The following is a 17,143-nucleotide window of genomic DNA, read 5'->3' on the forward strand; positions in this document are numbered from 1 at the left end:
AAAACTATTTACAACCGAACATATATTCGCTATTCTGAATTTGGATAAGAATTCCATGTTTCTAAAAAGGGGAATCATCATCTAATGATTGATATTCAATACAACATACAATTTAATAAATTATGTCATGGTTTGCAGCTCGGCGAATTAATCGGTATTCCTGAGCCGATATCTGGTGGACTATTACACAGAATGTATAGGGTTGATACCGATCAAGGGAGCTACGCTGTAAAAGCATTAAATCCTCAAATTATGATTAGACCTACTGCTATGAAAAACTTTATAAATTCAGAACGAATTGCTAATATTGCGGCTAATCAAGTACCTGCTCTTCCAGCTAAGCAATTTAATGGAGCTTCCATACAGGAAGTAGACAATCAATACTACCTTGTATTTGATTGGATAGAGGGCAGAAGTCTAAAGCCTGACGAAATTAAGACAACTCACTGCGAGAAGATGGGTGAGCTTGTTGCGGGTATCCATCTGACTGATTTTTCCGAGTTAGGTATGACTAGTCATGGATCAATAAGTGCGCAACTGACGGATTGGAGTGAATATGTGCAGCAAGGACAAGACAACAATGCTCCGTGGATAGACCTTCTACGTGACAATATGGATCAGCTTCACATATGGAACAATCAAGCAAACCAAGCAGCGGAGCTGCTTTTATCTAATATGCTCATTAGCCACGGGGATATGGATTCCAAAAATGTGATGTGGCATCAAGATCGCCCAGTCATTATTGATTGGGAAGCATCCGGCTATATAAATCCGATGCAAGACTTGGTAGAGACGGCTATTTACTGGTCTGAAAATGAAAACGGTGTCATTGACGAAGAACGGTTTTTAGCATTTATTCGCGGTTATAAAGTAAGATGCGGAAGCCTTCAAGCTAACTGGAAAGCTGTATTAGAGAATGGCTTCCTCGGCAAGTTAGGTTGGCTAGAATATAACTTGAAACGGTCTTTATGGATCGAATGCTCGGACGAGAAAGAACAACAGCTGGGAACGGAGCAAGTATTCTCTACAATTAATGCCATTAAGTGTTACGCAGATCAGATCTCGCAAATAAAAAAATGGCTAACTGATAGATAATCTGTTCTTCTGGCATCCCCTTTCGGTAACGCTTACAGGGGGGACAACCAGACGATCCGAAGGTTGCCGAGCAATCGGTACAACTGCTGCGGGCAGCCAAGGAATCCGAGGTGTTAGGGGTAGAGGTCTTGGAACGATTGCTCGATTTCATGAAGGGATATTGGTCGGAAACCTGGGTTAACTAATTCTGCTGCTTATGGATAAGGAGACGATGATTACAGTGAATATTTCACCAAAGCTCATTGAATATACAGAACGTAAGATTGTTGGCATAGGCAATATTGGTGAACCTACCAATCCGGGAGATGTCTGGCCTGCGTTGTTTCAGAGGATCGAGGAAGTTAATGGAAGGGTAAATCAACTAGAAACGATCGGTTTGATGAAACGAGATGTTCTTGGTTATTTGGCTGGCGTTGAGACTCAGCTAGAAGGTGCAGACGGTGTAGTACCAGAAGGAATGTATTCTTATACAATTCCTGCTAGCAAATATGCAACAGCCGTACATCGGGGACCAATAAGCAAGATTAATGAAACGTTCGAACAACTCATGAGCTGGCTCGGAACAAACCATTACGAACAATTCGATATTGTCTGCTTCGAGGTTTACGACGAAAGATATAAAGGCGAAGAAAGCGATAGTGAATTCGATATGTTTGTTCAGATTAAACCGGTTGTGCAAGAATCGATAGTGATTGATCTGGTAGAAGTAGCCCCATTCAAAACATTGGCAGTTAGAACGGGAATGACACCGGACAAGAGCGGGACCCGTGTAGCCTGGAACAAGCTTACAGCGCAAATTCCGCTGGAAGATGCACGACTTTCAGAGAGCCCGTCTGCGTATGTGTTCATTCCGCAAGAGCAGTGGAGCAAGGAAGTCGAAACGCTGTGGGTTGGATTGGAAGTTCGTGAATTTGGGGATGTTCCGGATGGAATCGAGCCATTGGAAGTAAGCGGAGGGCTTTGCCTGAAAGCCAGAGTATATGGGAATGAGGCCCATATGTGGCGAGTCTATGATGCGGTATTCGCTTGGCTTGAGCAGTCACATGAATTTGAAATCGATACGCGTGAAGGTGTTCTAGGGATGGAGACAGTCCCTCTGGAACCAGTGAACGCACTTACGATTCCGTATTCAGAGATCGAGATATTTGACTTTACGATGCTCTATCCGATTCGTAAGAAAGCTGTCGGATGACAAACTATACCTGTCTAAGCAGCCGCTAACAGCGGCTTTTTTTGACGATAGATTGGTCCGCTTTGTGGCAGGACAGTATTATCCCTTAATCGAATAACTATCATGCAGCTACAAGAAGCATGATCTGCGGAGGTGCAGGATGTCGGTCATTTTCCTATCTATCGATTTGCAGAACGACTTTGCATCAGAAGGCGGTGCCCATTACAGCCCACGGCCTTGTGTACAATTCATTAGGGAAACCATATTCCCGTATGTTCGCGAGCGCGGTTACAAGGTTGTTGAGATTATATCGGACTATCGTGATACCGAGCCTGGCAAGGGTACTTCTGTGTGCGTACCAGGTACGTGGGGGTATGAATCTCTCGTCCCTAACGACTTGAAACAGCAGTCAACGTGGGTCAAATCCGAACCATCGCCAGTGTGGATACGTGAAGGAGCTGGGCAAGTGAACGAACTCCCAGGTGTCCCATATCCCTCTCCAAATGACTTCGACAGGTGGTTGTCCGAAACGATCGGACCACCGAGCTCCGAGCATGAAATTGTCTTAATCGGACTGGTGTTCGAAATCTGCGTTCTGAGCACTCTCCAGGAACTGCATCATCGCGGCTATCGTGCCAAGGTTCTGTTTGAAGGCGTGGACACTTACACGGGTAATGTGGATCAGAAGAGGGGACTTTTCGAGACGCTCTTCCCATTCTGGGGTTCGCCTCTTTATTGGAACGAGTGGTAAATACGAACCATTTCGAAATTGAAATTGTTTGTGAGTGAACAAACTCAGAAACAAGCTAAAGATTTAATTCTCCGTGGTTTAGAGGATACGGCAAAAGGATTTTCGAAAGCTAACCTTGAAGGTGAAAGTATTACAATGATTAAAAATTTGTCTTAAGAATCGATACATGAGCCCTCTTAAACAGCAACACTCTTTTGTCCCATTGGAATATAATGTTAGCAAAAAAGATGGGAGAGAGGAGCATGAGTGGAGAACCACCCAAACCTCAGTCTTGGTGGCAAACGTTGCCGGGAATATTGACAGCAATGGCTGGAATTATTACTGCAGTAACTGGTTTAACTATCGCACTAACTCAAGCGGGTGTTTTCTCTATTGGTGACAAACATGAATCTCCCTCTACGGAGACGAAGACGATAACCTCGCCTGCTGAGATATCTAAGCCTTCAACAGAAGGCATTACAAACGATGTAGGCGAGTTGGAGAAGAGATTGAAAGGTGTCAACATCGAGCTTGGTCCAACATCTGCAGACGCCGCGAAAGTACGGGGATATCTCGCAGGCACGAACAAAGCTTACCGCCTGCTTGCCGCCAGCTGTATACAGATTTTGGACAATCAACGTTTGAGAGAAGTAGGCTATCTGGATGTAATAGATGACCAATATACAAGGCTAGTCGGCCAAGAGAATTACGCTTCCTCCGATGGTAAATTGAATTTGGAGAAATTGAAAGAAGCGATGGTTAATGCGCAAAATGAGATCCACGGTGCCGAAGCGACGACTTACGATCAAATCGTAGTGTCTCATTAAAGTTGCAAAGGACAAAACATATAGGCTTTAGAAGCCGTAAATTGGCAAAAAAGAAAAAATAAAAATAATTGGAACTACTTTGCCCTATCCACGTAATACCGTTGTTGGTACAATTAAGTTCTATGATGGCAGGCAAAGAGAGGATAACCTTACAACATGAAGGATTCAGAGCAGGATAACTGGCGCAAAGAGATTGCAGCCTACGAAAAACCGCGATTAAAGAACAGTATTTGGCAGCTCGTCAATACGATCGGGCCTGTCGTGCTGCTGTGGCTTGCCGCCTATTGGAGCTTATCTCTTTCGATTTGGCTGACTCTAGGACTATCCGCCGTCGCCGGAGGATTTCTGGTGAGGACGTTTATTATTTTCCATGACTGCTGTCACAAATCGTTCTTCAAGCAACGCAGAGCTAATGATATTGTAGGGACCATAACTGGAATTATGACTTATGTGCCTTATCTTCAATGGAAGCATAGTCACACTGTACATCATGCGACTTGCGGCAATCTCGAGAAGAGAGGCACAGGCGATATTTGGACGATGACGGTTGACGAATATTTAAAGGCTTCACCATTGCGCAAACTCGTGTACCGGTTGTACCGCAGTCCCTTTATCATGTTTACGATCGGGCCCGTGTATATCTTCTTGATCGACTACCGCTTTAACCGGAAGCGCGCGAACGCGAAAGAACGTTACAATACCTATTTGACCAATGCAGGTATCGCCGCTGTTGCGGGATTGCTTTGCTGGGCAATAGGCTGGCAATCATTTCTCCTTATTCAAGGAACGGTATTCTTCGTTTCAAGTGTGGCTGGGATTTGGCTGTTCTACGTTCAGCATCAATTCGAGGACTCCTATTATGAAATGAACGATAAATGGGATTACGTACAAGCTGCGATGCAAGGCAGCTCCTACTATAAATTACCCCGTGTCCTTCGTTGGATATCTGGCAACATCGGGTTCCATCATATTCACCATTTGAGCCCAAGGATTCCGAACTATAATCTCGGAACTGTCCATCATTCCAATCCGCGAATGCGGCAAGTGCAGGAAATTACGCTGCTCTCGAGTCTAGCTTCGCTAAATTTCAGACTGTGGGATGAGACGAGTAGAAAGTTTATTGGATTTCGGGCATTGAAGCGGATACAGAATGCAGCAGCTAATTAGCTGTAATGCTTTATAAATAGTAGGATCACTAGGCAGCCGATCTCGAGAATCGGTTGCCTTTTTTCGCTTTAATAGCAATAGCACAATAGAAATTGGTTAAATCAATTTTATTTGATTAAACATTGATCTGAAGATGATTGTGTGGTAAGTTTTACTCAAGCTTTTAAATCAAGAAAATTTGATTAAATACTTTTGATTAATCCCATCTGAATAACTGGTGCTACACCAAATGCAGAGAAGAAGGTGAAGTGTTCGTGATGAAGAGAACAATTCCAGTCAATGAACAAACAACTCAACCGATTTCATTTGAAAAATACGAACAAAAATTCAAGGCACTAGCTGATGCAAAGAGACTTCAAATTCTGTATGAGCTGTGTCAACGCGGCAATACTTGCGTCTGTGATTTAACTGAGGTAGTGGAAATGCCGCAGTCCAAGCTGTCGTATCACCTTAAGATATTGCTAGACGCTGGCCTTATTACGAAAGAGACAAGAGGGACTTGGAGCTATTATGAGCTGAATCCTAACGAGATAAACGCTTTACTTTCTGAGCAGCTCTGCTGCATTTTTAGACCGGCGGACAATAATTCAAGATGCTGCTAAGTCAAATGGAGGGCCAAATGGCATTTATCGCATTACTCATTTTTCTTCTCACATTACTGTTTGTTATTTGGCAACCGAGAGGGATTAATATTGGATGGTCCGCGAGCGGTGGAGCAATTCTTGCTTTGATTTTTGGAGTCGTTGATATAGCAGATGTCGGTACGGTTACGGGTATCGTCTGGAATGCAACGCTCGCTTTCGTCGCCATCATTCTGATCTCACTCTTATTAGATGAGATTGGATTCTTTGAATGGGCGGCGCTGCATATGGCACGTCTTGCCAAAGGCAACGGTAAGCTGATGTTCGTGTACGTCATTCTTCTTGGTGCGGCCGTAGCTGCTTTCTTCGCAAATGATGGTGCTGCGCTCATACTGACGCCTATTGTTCTCTCTATGGTGCGCGCGCTTAAATTCGATCAAAGAATGATATTGCCGTTCATCATGGCGAGCGGTTTTATTGCAGATACGACGTCATTGCCGCTTGTGGTCAGTAATCTCGTTAATATTGTGTCAGCCGATTATTTTGGTATCGGATTTGTCCAATATGCTAGCCGGATGATCGTTCCGAACATCATTTCTTTATTGTCGAGCCTTCTTGTATTATTCCTATTTTTCCGAAAGAGCATTCCAGCCAATTACGATCTCAATCAGCTCAAGCGACCGGTCGATGCCATCAAGGATAAGATGATGTTTCGTCTTTCTTGGGTGATCTTGACTGTACTGCTCGTAGCGTACCTTGTGAGTCAATTCATTCACGTTCCTGTATCTGTACTTGCAGGAGGCGTTGCCATTTGGTTTATTCTCTCCGCGAGGCGCAGTCCTGCGATTCATACCTGGAAACTTGTTAAAGGCGCACCTTGGGCAGTCGTCATCTTCTCAATTGGAATGTATGTTGTCGTTTATGGACTCCGAAACGTTGGGCTGACAGATGCCCTTGGAAATGTTATACAAGCGATCGCAAATCAAGGCTTGTTCGTTTCTACGGTCGGTACAGGGTTTTTAGCCGCGATATTATCATCCATTATGAACAACATGCCGACAGTTATGATTGATGCGCTTGCTATTAAAGGGACGTCCGCGCAAGGCGTTATTCGTGAGTCACTCGTGTATGCCAATATAATCGGTTGTGATTTGGGACCAAAAATTACGCCAATCGGTTCACTGGCAACGCTTTTGTGGTTGCATGTATTATCCCGTAAAGATGTGAAGATTACATGGGGCGGATATTTCAGAATCGGTATCATACTGACTGTTCCGACATTATTAATCACGTTAACCGGATTGTATTTCTGGCTTCACTTGATTCAATCAACTGGCATTTCAAGATAGGAGGAGATCACCAATAATGAACACGAAGCAGAGCAAGCCACTCGTTTATTTTCTCTGTACCGGAAATTCTTGTAGAAGTCAGATTGCGGATGGTTTCCTGAGAGCACTTGGCGGTGAAAAATTCGAAGTGAAAAGTGCTGGACTGGAAGCCCACGGATTGAATCCCCGTGCGGTACATATCATGAAGGAAGCAGGCATCGATATTTCATCTCATACATCGGATGTTATTGAACCTGAAATCCTGAAACAGGCGGATTACATTATAACCCTCTGTGGACACGCAAACGATAACTGTCCGGTTGTCAGCAATGACAAAGCGCAGCGATGGCATTGGGGCTTCGATGATCCAGCAAAAGCAACCGGTTCTGAAGAAGAAATCAATAATAAATTTCGTGAGGTGCGCGATTCGATTCGAAACCGAATCGAGCGATTTGTGGCAGAAGGAAAATAAAGCCTTCAACCTGAGATCGAGTCGCAAATGAAACGCGACAATTATGAAAAAAGTCTCGTCGAGTCGATAGGGATGGACCAGGTTGAAACTTGGCTCATCTCGATGAATTCGACGAGGCTTTCTTTTTTTAATGGAACACTTAAAGATTTCTAGTGGTACTACGTCCAAAATCAATAAAATTAATTTTCTTATTAACTTTATTGATTCAAATCGTTTACAAATTGAATATATTGATTTATACTTTAAGAAAAGGAAAGGAGTCGGGTATGAAATATCCCATCATTACACAATGCCCTGTATGCGACAATTCGCTGTACGCCGTCAAGCTGGAATGCGGACATTGCAGGACGAGAATTGAGAATACATTTGAATTATCAACGCTCGCTCAACTTTCGCCCGAACAGCTCCATTTTGCGATCACCTTTCTAGTGAACAGAGGCAACATCAAGGAAGTGGAGAAAGAGCTCGGCATTTCTTACCCGACGGTGCGCGGCAAGCTCAATGACATCATCACGGCCCTCGGATACGATACGCGGAAGAAGTCGGAATTCGATGAGAAGAAGGTCATATCCATGCTGGAGAATGGTGAAATCACTGCGGACGAAGCGGTCAAATTGTTGAAGCATGAATAAGGAGGATGAAACGATGAAAGAAGAAATCGGTAAAGTGCTGTCCATGATGCAGGAAGGTAAAATTGATTCAGCCCAGGCTTCAGAATTGATTAACGCGTTAAAGGAGAAGCAACCAACTCAAGCCGTACAGGTGCTGGCGAGACCCGACTATTCGAAGAGACTCTCATCGACATCCGGCGGTTATTTATCTAAGACGCTGAAAATACGAATTACCTCCCAAGATAACGACAATGTCAACATTAATGTGCCTATCAAACTGGTGAAGGCAGTACTCGGAGCGGGGCACAGCATCGCGTCCAATATTCCGCAGGCTGCGCAGTATGTGAAGGATATCGATATCCATCTGCTGATCGATGCAATCGAGAACGAGCTTGACGGGCAAATCATTGACATCCGCACCGGTGACAATGATACCATCAACGTAGTGATTGAGTGATAAATGATGATAATGGTGAAGGTTAAGAATAATGAGCATGCTTTTACGATTCTCGTTCCATATTTAATATTGCGCATAGGGAGCGTAATTCTGACCTCCAAATTCGTCCATCGCAAAATGATGGATTGGCTGCATAAGAAGAACGGAATTGAGCTGGTGCTGTCCATTCTCGGCAATCGTAGCACGAAGCAAGCGATCAGGCAGCTTATTAAGGAGTTGCAGCGTTCCAGAGGGACAGTGCTAGTCGATGTCCGGGCTCAGGACGGCACGGAAGTGTTGATTCGTTTGTAAGTCGTATGAAGTCCGCGTAAATCGCGGACTTTTTTTATTATATGCGATGATAGCGATTAACTGATCGGTAAAGACCAGCAGCAGGATAGTTTAATCTTCTTGAAGAATTTGTTTATTATAGTCTTCAATAAATGACGATTTATGTGGAGAGGAGAGTACAAGAAGCCACATTTTCTGCTAAACAAGAAGTATGCAGCAGTGATCTCGACTTCTAAGGACGCCGTAAGCTTCACGATCTTTAACGCAACTGGGCTCGAATTGCCTGAAGGGCTGTTCGATGGTCCTCCGGAACGAAAGACGATCAAGTTCCGTAGTGGTGGGCAAATGGATGATGGAACATTAACTCAATTAGACAAAAACAAGCCTCTAGTACGCTCTAGCATAAATACCGCTTAATTGAACCCCGCTAATTCGAGTTACTATACATAAGTTTAGCTGCTGACAAAATTTTCACTTCTTTCTAAACATTAGCGAGCAGCCTATAATGAGAGACATCAATCCAAGTCCAATCATCGAAAGTGAGGCGGCATGCAGGGTGGAAAAAAGGCAGTACGGCAGAACGGACATGAAAGTGAGTATTCTAGGCTTCGGCGGCGCAGAGATCGGCTTCGAGGGCATCAGCGTTGAACAGGCGGACAAGCTGCTCAGCAGTGCGCTCGACGCGGGACTGAACGTCATCGACACGGCGGAATGTTACGCAACTAGCGAGGAGCTGATCGGGAAGACGATTGCGAAGCGGCGTGGGGATTATTATTTGTTCACCAAATGCGGCCATGCGTCCGGCTTCGACCAGCCTGACTGGGATCCGGCCATGCTGGAGGCCAGCATCGACCGTAGTTTGAGAAGGTTGCAAACAGACTACGTCGATGTCGTGCATCTGCACGGATGTTCCGAGGAGCTGCTGCGCCAAGGCGACGTCATTGACGTGCTGAAACGGGCGAAAGAGAAAGGCAAGACGCGCTACATCGGTTACAGCGGAGACCATAAAGCCGCACTCTACGCCGTGCAATGCGGTGCTTTCGACTCGCTCGAGACGTCGGTCAACATCGCCGACCAAGAAGCGATAACTCTGACGATTCCGGAAGCTCAACGCCTTGGCATTGGCGTCGTCGCGAAACGGCCGATCGCGAACGCGGCGTGGAAGACGGGCATGAAGCCGGAATCCGGGTATCATCACACCTACTGGAATCGGCTGCAGGAGCTCGGCTACGATTTCCTTCAAGAAGACCTGAGCGATTCAATCGGCACGGCACTCCGCTTCACTCTCTCTGTTCCAGGTGTGAACGCTGCAATCGTCGGCACGACAAAGCCGGACCGTTGGACGGAGAATGCGCGGCTGCTGGCACAGGGCTTGCTGACAGTGGAACAATACGAAGCAATTCGTGAGCAGTGGAAGGCGAAGGCATTGGCTGATTGGATCGGCCAAGGCTGAGAACACAGATATGGCTGCCGAAAAAGGCGGGCAACGAATAGGGAGGCTGGCGAATCTGCCAGCCTCCTTTTCGAATGCATATCGAACGCGCGTGCAGCAACGAGCAGAAGCATGTTCATCCAACTGGCAGGAAACGATGGGAAATTCTTGAAGTAGTAGTAGATGTTCATAACAGCATCCACGATTACAATACGGAAAGGCAGTGACACCTTGAAATCCAAAAGTTTGATCGCAGCCGTAGGCTTGGCTACTGCAATAGCCTCGCTGCTCTTATCGGCTGGCTGCGCGGAAGATGGCAACAATGCTATGTTGGACGCAAGGGGAAGTCTCTTGTCTTGAAGAACGTGACCGATGTTCAGAAAATATCGCAAATTACAGGTGCAGATTCATCTAGTAAAACGGAACGTTACGGAGTACACGGTACGGATCTCGGTTCGATGTTTAGCGTTGGGGACAAAACATACTTCGTCTTTGGCGATACGTTCGGTGCACGCGACACAGATCAAATCGGCGCCGGAGGCAGTTTCTGGCGTTCCAATACAATTGGCTATACGACGGATGATAATCCGGCAGATGGCATTAAGCTGGACGGCATGATAACAGACGATACGGGGCTTGCGAAAGAGCTTCTGCCGTCCAAGAAGATCGACAATGACGAAATGACGACTATACCGACGCACGGGTTGGCGGCGAACGGCGAAATGTACATCTATTATATGTCGTTCAATCATTGGGGCGCCCCCGGCAATTGGGATGCAAACTTTGCAAGCGTAGCGAAATCGACGGATAAGGGCCGGAATTGGACATTGCTGGATCAGTTGAAATGGCCGGGTGAGAGCAACTTCATCCGAGTTAGCCCGTACAAGACTGAGAATGGTGCTGGTATCTCGGACATTTATTTCTGGTGTATTCCCTCGGGACGGTTCGGCGGTGTGCAGCTGATGAAGGTGTCCGAGCCGGATATCGAGAAACCGGATGCTTATTTGTACTATGCTGGAAGCAGTGAGCAGGGCAAACCCGTCTGGAGTAAGGAGCAATCGAAAGCGAAGACGATCATTGATGCGAACTGTCAGTAGTATGGAACTCCTATTTGAACCGCTGGTTAATGACGTATTTGAAGGAAGGCGAAGGTGTTGTCCTTCGCGAAGGGCTTACGCCTTGGGGACCATGGGGAGAAGCGCTCGATCTCGTTACAGCCTCGGAGCAGCCCGGACTATACGCTCCTTTCATGAACAGCCGTTATACGACTGATGGGGCAAGACCATATATTTCACTTTGTCGCTGTGGAACCCGTACAATGTGTTCTGGTTTAAGGCGACCTTGCAGAAATGATAAAAAAACATGCTGCCGATAATGAAATTCGGCAGCATGTTTAGCTAATGGGTAGTTTTTCTATGTTAAGTGTTACGTGTTCGCTTTGGCAGAGTAGACGTTGATGTGGTCAATATGCGCGATTTTACCTTTGGAGACTTTGCTTGGGCCGACGAATTTCAGTTCGTACGCTTTCGCAGGATTGTATACGTAAATTTTGTCTGTTCCTGAGAAGCGAACTTCTTTGGGCATGCCGAGTGTTTGGATGACCGAAGCGAAGGTCAGCGACTTGACGCCAACTGTCTGATCAATGGACTGCCCGAAATTGCGCAAATCATAGATCACACCGGATTTGTTGATGCCGAAGCCGTAAGCGCCTTGTCCCATGCCGAAATTGTACATTTCGTAATGGTTCCCTTTCAGGTCGCCGCCAACTTCCGGATCGCCCCATTTGTAATGAACGGCCGAGATCGGCGTTTTGCCAGCGATGGCGTTTAATCCAGGGATTTTCCCAACACTAGCAAGTTTGTAGATGTTCTTAATATATGTGCTGCCCTTCTGCGCGCTAAGGCCGGCATCGGCTGTTGCTGCGTGGGCATTCAGATCGGAGATAGCGGTCGTGGAGCTTACCGCAATCAAAGCGGCCAATGCAATCTTATTGACTAATTTCAAGGAGTTTTTGGGTTTGTTCTTCATAAATCAATCACCTCTTCAAGTTTTGTGGAGACTAGGGACAGTCAACTTACAACCTTATAGTAACTAACCTTGTCTCGGAAGAGGTGACAGAATGGTAACGAAAGAGTTACAAGAAGGTAACAAGCCTCCACTCATGAAATGCTGGCTTACAGTGGCTGCCGAACTGCGCAGCGTATACTTCCGATCATCCATAAAATCAAAGGGATAACAATGTACACGAAAGGGTAGAAGCAGCAAATGAGGTAGAAGTTATTAGTATTCGCAATCTCAACAACGATCTTCACGTTCGTCATTATGTTGGCAGCGTATCGAATACAGATGCAAACAAAGCTACTTAATGGTGCTGTGACAAATCGCAAAAAGACAGATACGCTCATAATCAGCATCATTCTATGCCTTTGGATTGGATTCGCATTCGTCAAGAAGGCTGAGCCCAGGGCGGCGCAGCCTTCTTGCGTTCAGTAAATGGAGCATATTCCACGCAACCTCCGCCTTGCAGCGGGTTATTTTTTTGGTCGAAACAGGAAGATTTTTGGCGCATAAGTGGCTTGAGTGTGGGAGAGCGCATATACATAAGAAAACCTGGAAGGGGTGAATGCCATGAAATATACGGTTCAGTATATCCCCCTTAGCAAGATCAAACCCGGATTAACGGGTGGGCTAACGAATCGAATCAAGGAACTCAAACGGACCGCACAGGATTGCATGCAGCTCATGATTGTTCGCAAGAGCAGGAAAGCTGGTGGCTACGTCTTGGTAAGTGGCAGCAGCCATTATGATTACCTCAAGAAGTACACGAGGAAAACAGCTGCAGCCTGTCTTGTAGACGAGTCTAAGGCGTCGGCCAAGCTAACTTCGTTGATTCAACGGATACGCAAGCAGAATTTGCCGTATGAAGTGCCGTACATCAAGCGGGAACGAACCCCGTCAAGCAGCTGGGCGATTATCCGGCGCTTCATGAAGCAGGAACCTCGGTTCAAGAGCCTATCTCGCAGGGAGCAATTACAGGTGCTTCGGCTGGGACTTCAATATAAGAGAACGACCGTATCTGCGATGAAAGAGATGGTTAACAAACACGTAAATAACAAGAAATCGGGATGAAATTTTGTGAAAAAGACGAATCACATCCGCTAAGCAGTCAAGAAGACTGTTTAGCGGATTTTTGTGTATAAGATGAGTTAAACCAACTTCTACATAGCAACCGCAGGGCGTGATCGATAGACTTAAGTTGAAAGTGCTGCCTGGGAATGACGGCTCCAAGAAAGGGTGTAACGAATGAACGAAATGATAAAAAAACAGCTGATGGACAAAAATGAAAGGCTAATCAATATGGTGATTGAACGTGCGAAGAGGGATTTTCCCGACGATATAGCAATCATTGGGCTAACAGGTTCTATGAGCACCGGAGATTTTCACGAGAAGAGCGATCTTGACTTAATTATCATTAATAACACAGACCGGGCTTGGGGAATATCCTATTGCTTTATATTAGATGATGTCGGATATGATATCTATTGCACACCGTGGGATACTCGAATACAGGCGCAAGCAAGCTTGGAGAGTCCGGGGGTTTCGAGCCTTACCGAGCTCAAAATACTCTATTACGCAAAGCCTGAGGATTTGGTGAAATTTAATCGATTTAGACAAAAAGCTCTAGATGCGCTCGCGAATCCAATTGGAGAAGAGTGTCTTAATCGAGCCCGAAAATGGATCGATATTGCAAAGCAAGAATACAGCAGTACCATGCTGGCTGATGATATCGGCTCTGTGCGTCATGCATCTGCTGGTGTTGTCTATAATCTGGTCAATGCTTTGGTTAGCATGAATAACACTTGTATCAAACGGGGGATCAAGCGGTATTTGGAAGAAGTTAAACAGTATCGCTACATCCCGGATGGGTTTGAGTCCTTATACATGGCAGTAATAGAAGCTCGTACGATCGAAGATATTCGAACTGCGACATTAAATATTTTGAAAAGCGTTACGGAGTTGCACAGTGCGATGTGTAATAACTTTATCGTTAAGCCTACTCCGACTTTCGATAATCTTAGGGGAACTTACGAAGAATTGTGGTGCAACTGTCGCAATAAAATTATGAACAGTGTTGAGTCTAACGATGCATCGTATGCTTTTCATGCGGCGTTAGGAGCTCAACAATATCTCGATGAAATGGCTGCCGTCATCGGAACGCCAAGGTTTGATTTGATGCAGCACTTTGATGCGAGTGATTTGCAAGTTATGAAAGAGAAGTTCCTTGAAATAATGGATGAGTACATGGACGAATATGTAAAGGTCGGCAGAAAGGTAGAGCGCTTCGAAACCATTAAGCAATTGCATGCACATTATATGAGTGCGTTTAAGTTCTGAAGGGCTGCCAATGGCAGCCTTTTCCGTTATTTCCATACCTGTCAATGAATGGCCGGAGGGATGAGTGACCACACGTCCGGTAGCTCGGCAGAATACGTATGTTTAGGAGAATACATGGTGCGATGAGCTCAATTAAAGGATGTGATTCCGTGGAGCAGCGTGTGACACTGCAAGCCATCAGCATGCGGTTGCGTTCCCGTCAATTCCGGTATTTTATAAAAAAGCTTGGTTGCCGAAGAAGCCAAACTTTGCATTTTACGCTTGTCCACGACACAATGCCACGGAAATCTGTTCAGCCGACTTCACAGAGCAAGAAGCGTGCGATGACGTTGCATAAACGGATGAAGCAGCTACGATTGGGCTTGATCAGCTGTTTCACGACGATATAGAGGAGGTTAAGGTAAAGGAAATAGGGGAATGAATGCTTCAACTATTCTCCAGAACCAAGAGGTGAATGACGATGGATGCAATTCTGATTATCGTTGGTGTCTCTGTGTTCTTCTTACTTGCCGTAGTCATATTCCGCACAAGCCGATGGAAAACAGTACTGGTTGCACCAGGCAATCAGGCGGATGAATTACAGAACAAGCATGCCTATTTACACGGACGGGGTATCCGCTCCCGCATCCGCGTGGAGGATGGACAGCCGGCATCTGGCATTACCACCGGCACGATGCACGCATCAGACCAATATGCTGCCATAAATCTTCAGGTTCACAAGGATGATCTCCAGGTAGCAAAGGATGTGCTCGAGGATTACACACATGAGCTTCATACCTCACACACGCCAATATTATAATAATGACAATAAGAACTTGGAGTGGTTGCCGACGGCAGCTGCTCCATTTTTCATATGAACGGGAACTTAAAATTCTCCTACCAAACAGTAGTTACTTTAAGGTTAGTGAGTAATCATTTTTTCACTTCTTATGTTAGATGGGGGCTATTGATATAATAGAACATGGTTGATGCGTTCAGGATGATACTCACGGAATATTTGCATATCCATTTTGGGTTTAAGATTCACTAGTCTATTGAGGAGGAATCAGAATGCAAAAAGCAGTGCTAGGTAGAACAGGACTCGAGGTAACTAAGCTAGGATTTGGCGCTATGGAAATTCGTGGCCCGCGGATATGGGGCGGCCGATCCGTCACGGACTCCGAGGCTGATCGAATCTTGAACACCGTGCTGGATGCGGGTATTAATTTTATCGATACCGCTTATGATTACGGCTTAAGCGAAGAATACATCGGCCGCTTCATAAGCAAACGCCGTGACGAATATATTCTAGCAACTAAATGCGGATGTACAGTAGTGAATTGCGGCGATCACGACGAAACGCCTCATGTTTGGACAAGGGATAACCTGCTGCACAACATTGAAACAAGCTTGCGTCGGATGAATACGGACTACATTGACTTGCTGCAGCTCCATAATCCGACTGTGGAGCAGACAGAAGAAGGAAACTTGGTGGAGGTGCTTCGGGAAATTCAGGCTTCCGGCAAAGTGCGCTGGATCGGTATTTCCTCGACGTTGCCACACATTGCAAGCTACATTCAGTCCGGTGTGTATGACAGCTTCCAAATTCCATATTCTGCGCTGGAAAGAGATCATGAGAACATCATCTCGGATGCGGCGATTGCCGGTGCAGGCACGATCATTCGCGGCGGAGTAGGTCGCGGTGAGCCTGGCGCGGGACTTGGCAATGAGGATCGCTGGGCTGTTTGGGAGAAGGCGGAGCTCGATGAGTTGCTGGAGGAAGGCGAAAGTCGGACAGGATTTATTCTCCGGTACACGCTCAGCCATCCGAATTTGTCCACGACAATCGTTGGAACGAAGAATCCAGAGCATCTTGCCGAGAATTTACGAATTGCCGAGAAAGGCGCACTTTCAGGCGAGATTTACGAGGAAGCGAAGCGTCGCCTGCAAGCGGCTGGACAAGGTCCAAAGAGCTAATTGTAATTCGAAACGACCGATACATCACAGGTACAATCCAAGTGATTGTACCTGTTCTTTATCCAGAGGGGGAAATCGATGATTATACTTATTAGCGGCAACAGTCAAATGGGCAAAACCTATATGGCTCAAAAGCTGCTAGAAACCTATAAGATTCCTTACTATTCCATTGACCATCTGAAAATGGGAATATATCGGAGCAATGCCGATTGCGGCTTCACGCCTATGGATAGCAATGAACACATTGGTGATCGATTATGGCCTATCGTTAAAGGGATCATTATGACAGCGATTGAGAATCAGCAGAGTCTGGTCATTGAAGGGTGCTATATTTTACCGCATTATCTGCAAGAGTTTGAGAAATGCTACTCCGACAACATCATACCTGTGTTTCTCGGCTTCTCCAATCGCTATATCATGGAAAACTATGAAGAGAAGATACTGAAGTACAGAAACATCATTGAAGACCGAGGCGAGTTGAAGCCAGACGATACATCCGAGTCCACAGTCGAGGAATATCTCAAAGAAAATGATGTGTTTAGGCGGAGCTGCGCAGCTACTGGGAAGAACTTCTTCGAGATTGATCGCTCATACGAGGAGGAAATAGCCCGCGTTTATGAGTATATTGCTACCCGTAAAGAACAGGTGTGA

The 17,143-nt window shown here is 45.8% G+C and carries 18 protein-coding genes and 2 pseudogenes; 19 read left to right on the plus strand and 1 reads right to left on the minus strand.

The features are described 5' to 3' along the window. Window positions 1–84: 84 nt before the first annotated feature. The 14 genes and pseudogenes from AC0LWF_RS13150 to AC0LWF_RS13215 all read left to right on the plus strand — a co-directional run bounded on the left by AC0LWF_RS13150 (window position 85) and on the right by AC0LWF_RS13215 (window position 11,516). Entirely contained in the window at window positions 85–1,095 is a 1,011-nt protein-coding gene (locus tag AC0LWF_RS13150) for a phosphotransferase (RefSeq protein WP_474651982.1), read from the plus strand. Between the two features lie 211 nt (window positions 1,096–1,306). Next, complete coding sequence (locus AC0LWF_RS13155; RefSeq protein WP_474651983.1) at window positions 1,307–2,287, plus strand: GyrI-like domain-containing protein; 981 nt, start codon at window positions 1,307–1,309, stop codon at window positions 2,285–2,287. Window positions 2,288–2,426: 139 nt separating this feature from the next. Then, window positions 2,427–3,017 carry an isochorismatase family protein gene (locus tag AC0LWF_RS13160; protein WP_474651984.1) on the plus strand — a complete coding sequence of 197 codons (591 nt, stop codon included), beginning with the start codon at window positions 2,427–2,429 and terminating at the stop codon, window positions 3,015–3,017. A gap of 242 nt (window positions 3,018–3,259) precedes the next feature. Next, complete coding sequence (locus tag AC0LWF_RS13165; RefSeq protein ID WP_474651985.1) at window positions 3,260–3,823, plus strand: hypothetical protein; 564 nt, start codon at window positions 3,260–3,262, stop codon at window positions 3,821–3,823. Window positions 3,824–3,979: 156 nt separating this feature from the next. Beyond that, window positions 3,980–4,990 (plus strand): Delta(5) desaturase DesA, encoded by a 1,011-nt coding sequence (desA, locus tag AC0LWF_RS13170; RefSeq protein ID WP_474651986.1) that lies wholly within the window; start codon window positions 3,980–3,982, stop codon window positions 4,988–4,990. 257 nt (window positions 4,991–5,247) lie between these two features. After that, window positions 5,248–5,592 carry an ArsR/SmtB family transcription factor gene (locus tag AC0LWF_RS13175; protein WP_474651987.1) on the plus strand — a complete coding sequence of 115 codons (345 nt, stop codon included), beginning with the start codon at window positions 5,248–5,250 and terminating at the stop codon, window positions 5,590–5,592. 17 nt (window positions 5,593–5,609) lie between these two features. Then, window positions 5,610–6,920 (plus strand): arsenic transporter, encoded by a 1,311-nt coding sequence (locus AC0LWF_RS13180; RefSeq protein ID WP_474651988.1) that lies wholly within the window; start codon window positions 5,610–5,612, stop codon window positions 6,918–6,920. Window positions 6,921–6,936: 16 nt separating this feature from the next. After that, on the plus strand, window positions 6,937–7,371 hold the full coding sequence (gene arsC / locus AC0LWF_RS13185) for an arsenate reductase (thioredoxin) (protein WP_474651989.1): 435 nt from the start codon (window positions 6,937–6,939) through the stop codon (window positions 7,369–7,371). 266 nt (window positions 7,372–7,637) lie between these two features. Beyond that, a complete protein-coding gene (locus AC0LWF_RS13190; protein ID WP_474651990.1) occupies window positions 7,638–8,003 on the plus strand; it encodes a DUF2089 domain-containing protein in 366 nt (121 codons plus the stop codon). A 13-nt stretch (window positions 8,004–8,016) separates the two neighbouring features. Beyond that, window positions 8,017–8,439 carry a hypothetical protein gene (locus AC0LWF_RS13195; RefSeq protein ID WP_474651991.1) on the plus strand — a complete coding sequence of 141 codons (423 nt, stop codon included), beginning with the start codon at window positions 8,017–8,019 and terminating at the stop codon, window positions 8,437–8,439. Between the two features lie 3 nt (window positions 8,440–8,442). Next, the gene (locus AC0LWF_RS13200; RefSeq protein ID WP_474651992.1) at window positions 8,443–8,730 is read left to right on the plus strand and encodes a hypothetical protein; all 288 of its coding nucleotides are present in this window, start codon (window positions 8,443–8,445) and stop codon (window positions 8,728–8,730) included. 147 nt (window positions 8,731–8,877) lie between these two features. Further along, a pseudogene (locus AC0LWF_RS13205) lies at window positions 8,878–9,126 on the plus strand (DUF1801 domain-containing protein); the annotation flags it as partial. Between the two features lie 139 nt (window positions 9,127–9,265). Next, window positions 9,266–10,162, plus strand: coding sequence for an aldo/keto reductase (locus AC0LWF_RS13210; RefSeq protein ID WP_474651993.1), 897 nt, complete (start codon window positions 9,266–9,268; stop codon window positions 10,160–10,162). A gap of 437 nt (window positions 10,163–10,599) precedes the next feature. After that, window positions 10,600–11,516: pseudogene (locus AC0LWF_RS13215) on the plus strand (glycoside hydrolase family 183 protein). 50 nt (window positions 11,517–11,566) lie between these two features. Here AC0LWF_RS13215 and AC0LWF_RS13220 read toward each other — a convergent pair. After that, a complete protein-coding gene (locus AC0LWF_RS13220; RefSeq protein WP_474651994.1) occupies window positions 11,567–12,169 on the minus strand; it encodes a YjgB family protein in 603 nt (200 codons plus the stop codon). 600 nt (window positions 12,170–12,769) lie between these two features. Here AC0LWF_RS13220 and AC0LWF_RS13225 point away from each other — a divergent pair. The 5 genes from AC0LWF_RS13225 to AC0LWF_RS13245 all read left to right on the plus strand — a co-directional run bounded on the left by AC0LWF_RS13225 (window position 12,770) and on the right by AC0LWF_RS13245 (window position 17,143). Next, window positions 12,770–13,270, plus strand: coding sequence for a hypothetical protein (locus AC0LWF_RS13225; protein WP_474651995.1), 501 nt, complete (start codon window positions 12,770–12,772; stop codon window positions 13,268–13,270). 174 nt (window positions 13,271–13,444) lie between these two features. Next, window positions 13,445–14,536 (plus strand): nucleotidyltransferase domain-containing protein, encoded by a 1,092-nt coding sequence (locus AC0LWF_RS13230; protein ID WP_474651996.1) that lies wholly within the window; start codon window positions 13,445–13,447, stop codon window positions 14,534–14,536. 460 nt (window positions 14,537–14,996) lie between these two features. Beyond that, complete coding sequence (locus tag AC0LWF_RS13235) at window positions 14,997–15,335, plus strand: hypothetical protein (RefSeq protein WP_474651997.1); 339 nt, start codon at window positions 14,997–14,999, stop codon at window positions 15,333–15,335. Window positions 15,336–15,586: 251 nt separating this feature from the next. Continuing rightward, window positions 15,587–16,492, plus strand: coding sequence for an aldo/keto reductase (locus tag AC0LWF_RS13240; RefSeq protein WP_474651998.1), 906 nt, complete (start codon window positions 15,587–15,589; stop codon window positions 16,490–16,492). Between the two features lie 78 nt (window positions 16,493–16,570). Continuing rightward, on the plus strand, window positions 16,571–17,143 hold the full coding sequence (locus tag AC0LWF_RS13245) for a 2-phosphoglycerate kinase (RefSeq protein WP_474651999.1): 573 nt from the start codon (window positions 16,571–16,573) through the stop codon (window positions 17,141–17,143).

The organism is Paenibacillus sp. sgz302114 (assembly GCF_056120345.1).

Excerpts from the sequence above, each read along its gene's own strand:
- AC0LWF_RS13150 (WP_474651982.1), top strand. The coding sequence starts at position 85 with ATGATTGATATTCAATACAACATACAATTTAATAAATTATGTCATGGT.
- AC0LWF_RS13155 (WP_474651983.1), top strand. The coding sequence starts at position 1,307 with ATGATTACAGTGAATATTTCACCAAAGCTCATTGAATATACAGAACGT.
- AC0LWF_RS13160 (WP_474651984.1), top strand. The coding sequence starts at position 2,427 with ATGTCGGTCATTTTCCTATCTATCGATTTGCAGAACGACTTTGCATCA.
- AC0LWF_RS13165 (WP_474651985.1), top strand. The coding sequence starts at position 3,260 with ATGAGTGGAGAACCACCCAAACCTCAGTCTTGGTGGCAAACGTTGCCG.
- desA (WP_474651986.1), top strand. The coding sequence starts at position 3,980 with ATGAAGGATTCAGAGCAGGATAACTGGCGCAAAGAGATTGCAGCCTAC.
- AC0LWF_RS13175 (WP_474651987.1), top strand. The coding sequence starts at position 5,248 with ATGAAGAGAACAATTCCAGTCAATGAACAAACAACTCAACCGATTTCA.
- AC0LWF_RS13180 (WP_474651988.1), top strand. The coding sequence starts at position 5,610 with ATGGCATTTATCGCATTACTCATTTTTCTTCTCACATTACTGTTTGTT.
- arsC (WP_474651989.1), top strand. The coding sequence starts at position 6,937 with ATGAACACGAAGCAGAGCAAGCCACTCGTTTATTTTCTCTGTACCGGA.
- AC0LWF_RS13190 (WP_474651990.1), top strand. The coding sequence starts at position 7,638 with ATGAAATATCCCATCATTACACAATGCCCTGTATGCGACAATTCGCTG.
- AC0LWF_RS13195 (WP_474651991.1), top strand. The coding sequence starts at position 8,017 with ATGAAAGAAGAAATCGGTAAAGTGCTGTCCATGATGCAGGAAGGTAAA.
- AC0LWF_RS13200 (WP_474651992.1), top strand. The coding sequence starts at position 8,443 with ATGATGATAATGGTGAAGGTTAAGAATAATGAGCATGCTTTTACGATT.
- AC0LWF_RS13220 (WP_474651994.1), bottom strand. The coding sequence starts at position 12,169 with ATGAAGAACAAACCCAAAAACTCCTTGAAATTAGTCAATAAGATTGCA.
- AC0LWF_RS13225 (WP_474651995.1), top strand. The coding sequence starts at position 12,770 with ATGAAATATACGGTTCAGTATATCCCCCTTAGCAAGATCAAACCCGGA.
- AC0LWF_RS13230 (WP_474651996.1), top strand. The coding sequence starts at position 13,445 with ATGAACGAAATGATAAAAAAACAGCTGATGGACAAAAATGAAAGGCTA.
- AC0LWF_RS13235 (WP_474651997.1), top strand. The coding sequence starts at position 14,997 with ATGGATGCAATTCTGATTATCGTTGGTGTCTCTGTGTTCTTCTTACTT.
- AC0LWF_RS13240 (WP_474651998.1), top strand. The coding sequence starts at position 15,587 with ATGCAAAAAGCAGTGCTAGGTAGAACAGGACTCGAGGTAACTAAGCTA.
- AC0LWF_RS13245 (WP_474651999.1), top strand. The coding sequence starts at position 16,571 with ATGATTATACTTATTAGCGGCAACAGTCAAATGGGCAAAACCTATATG.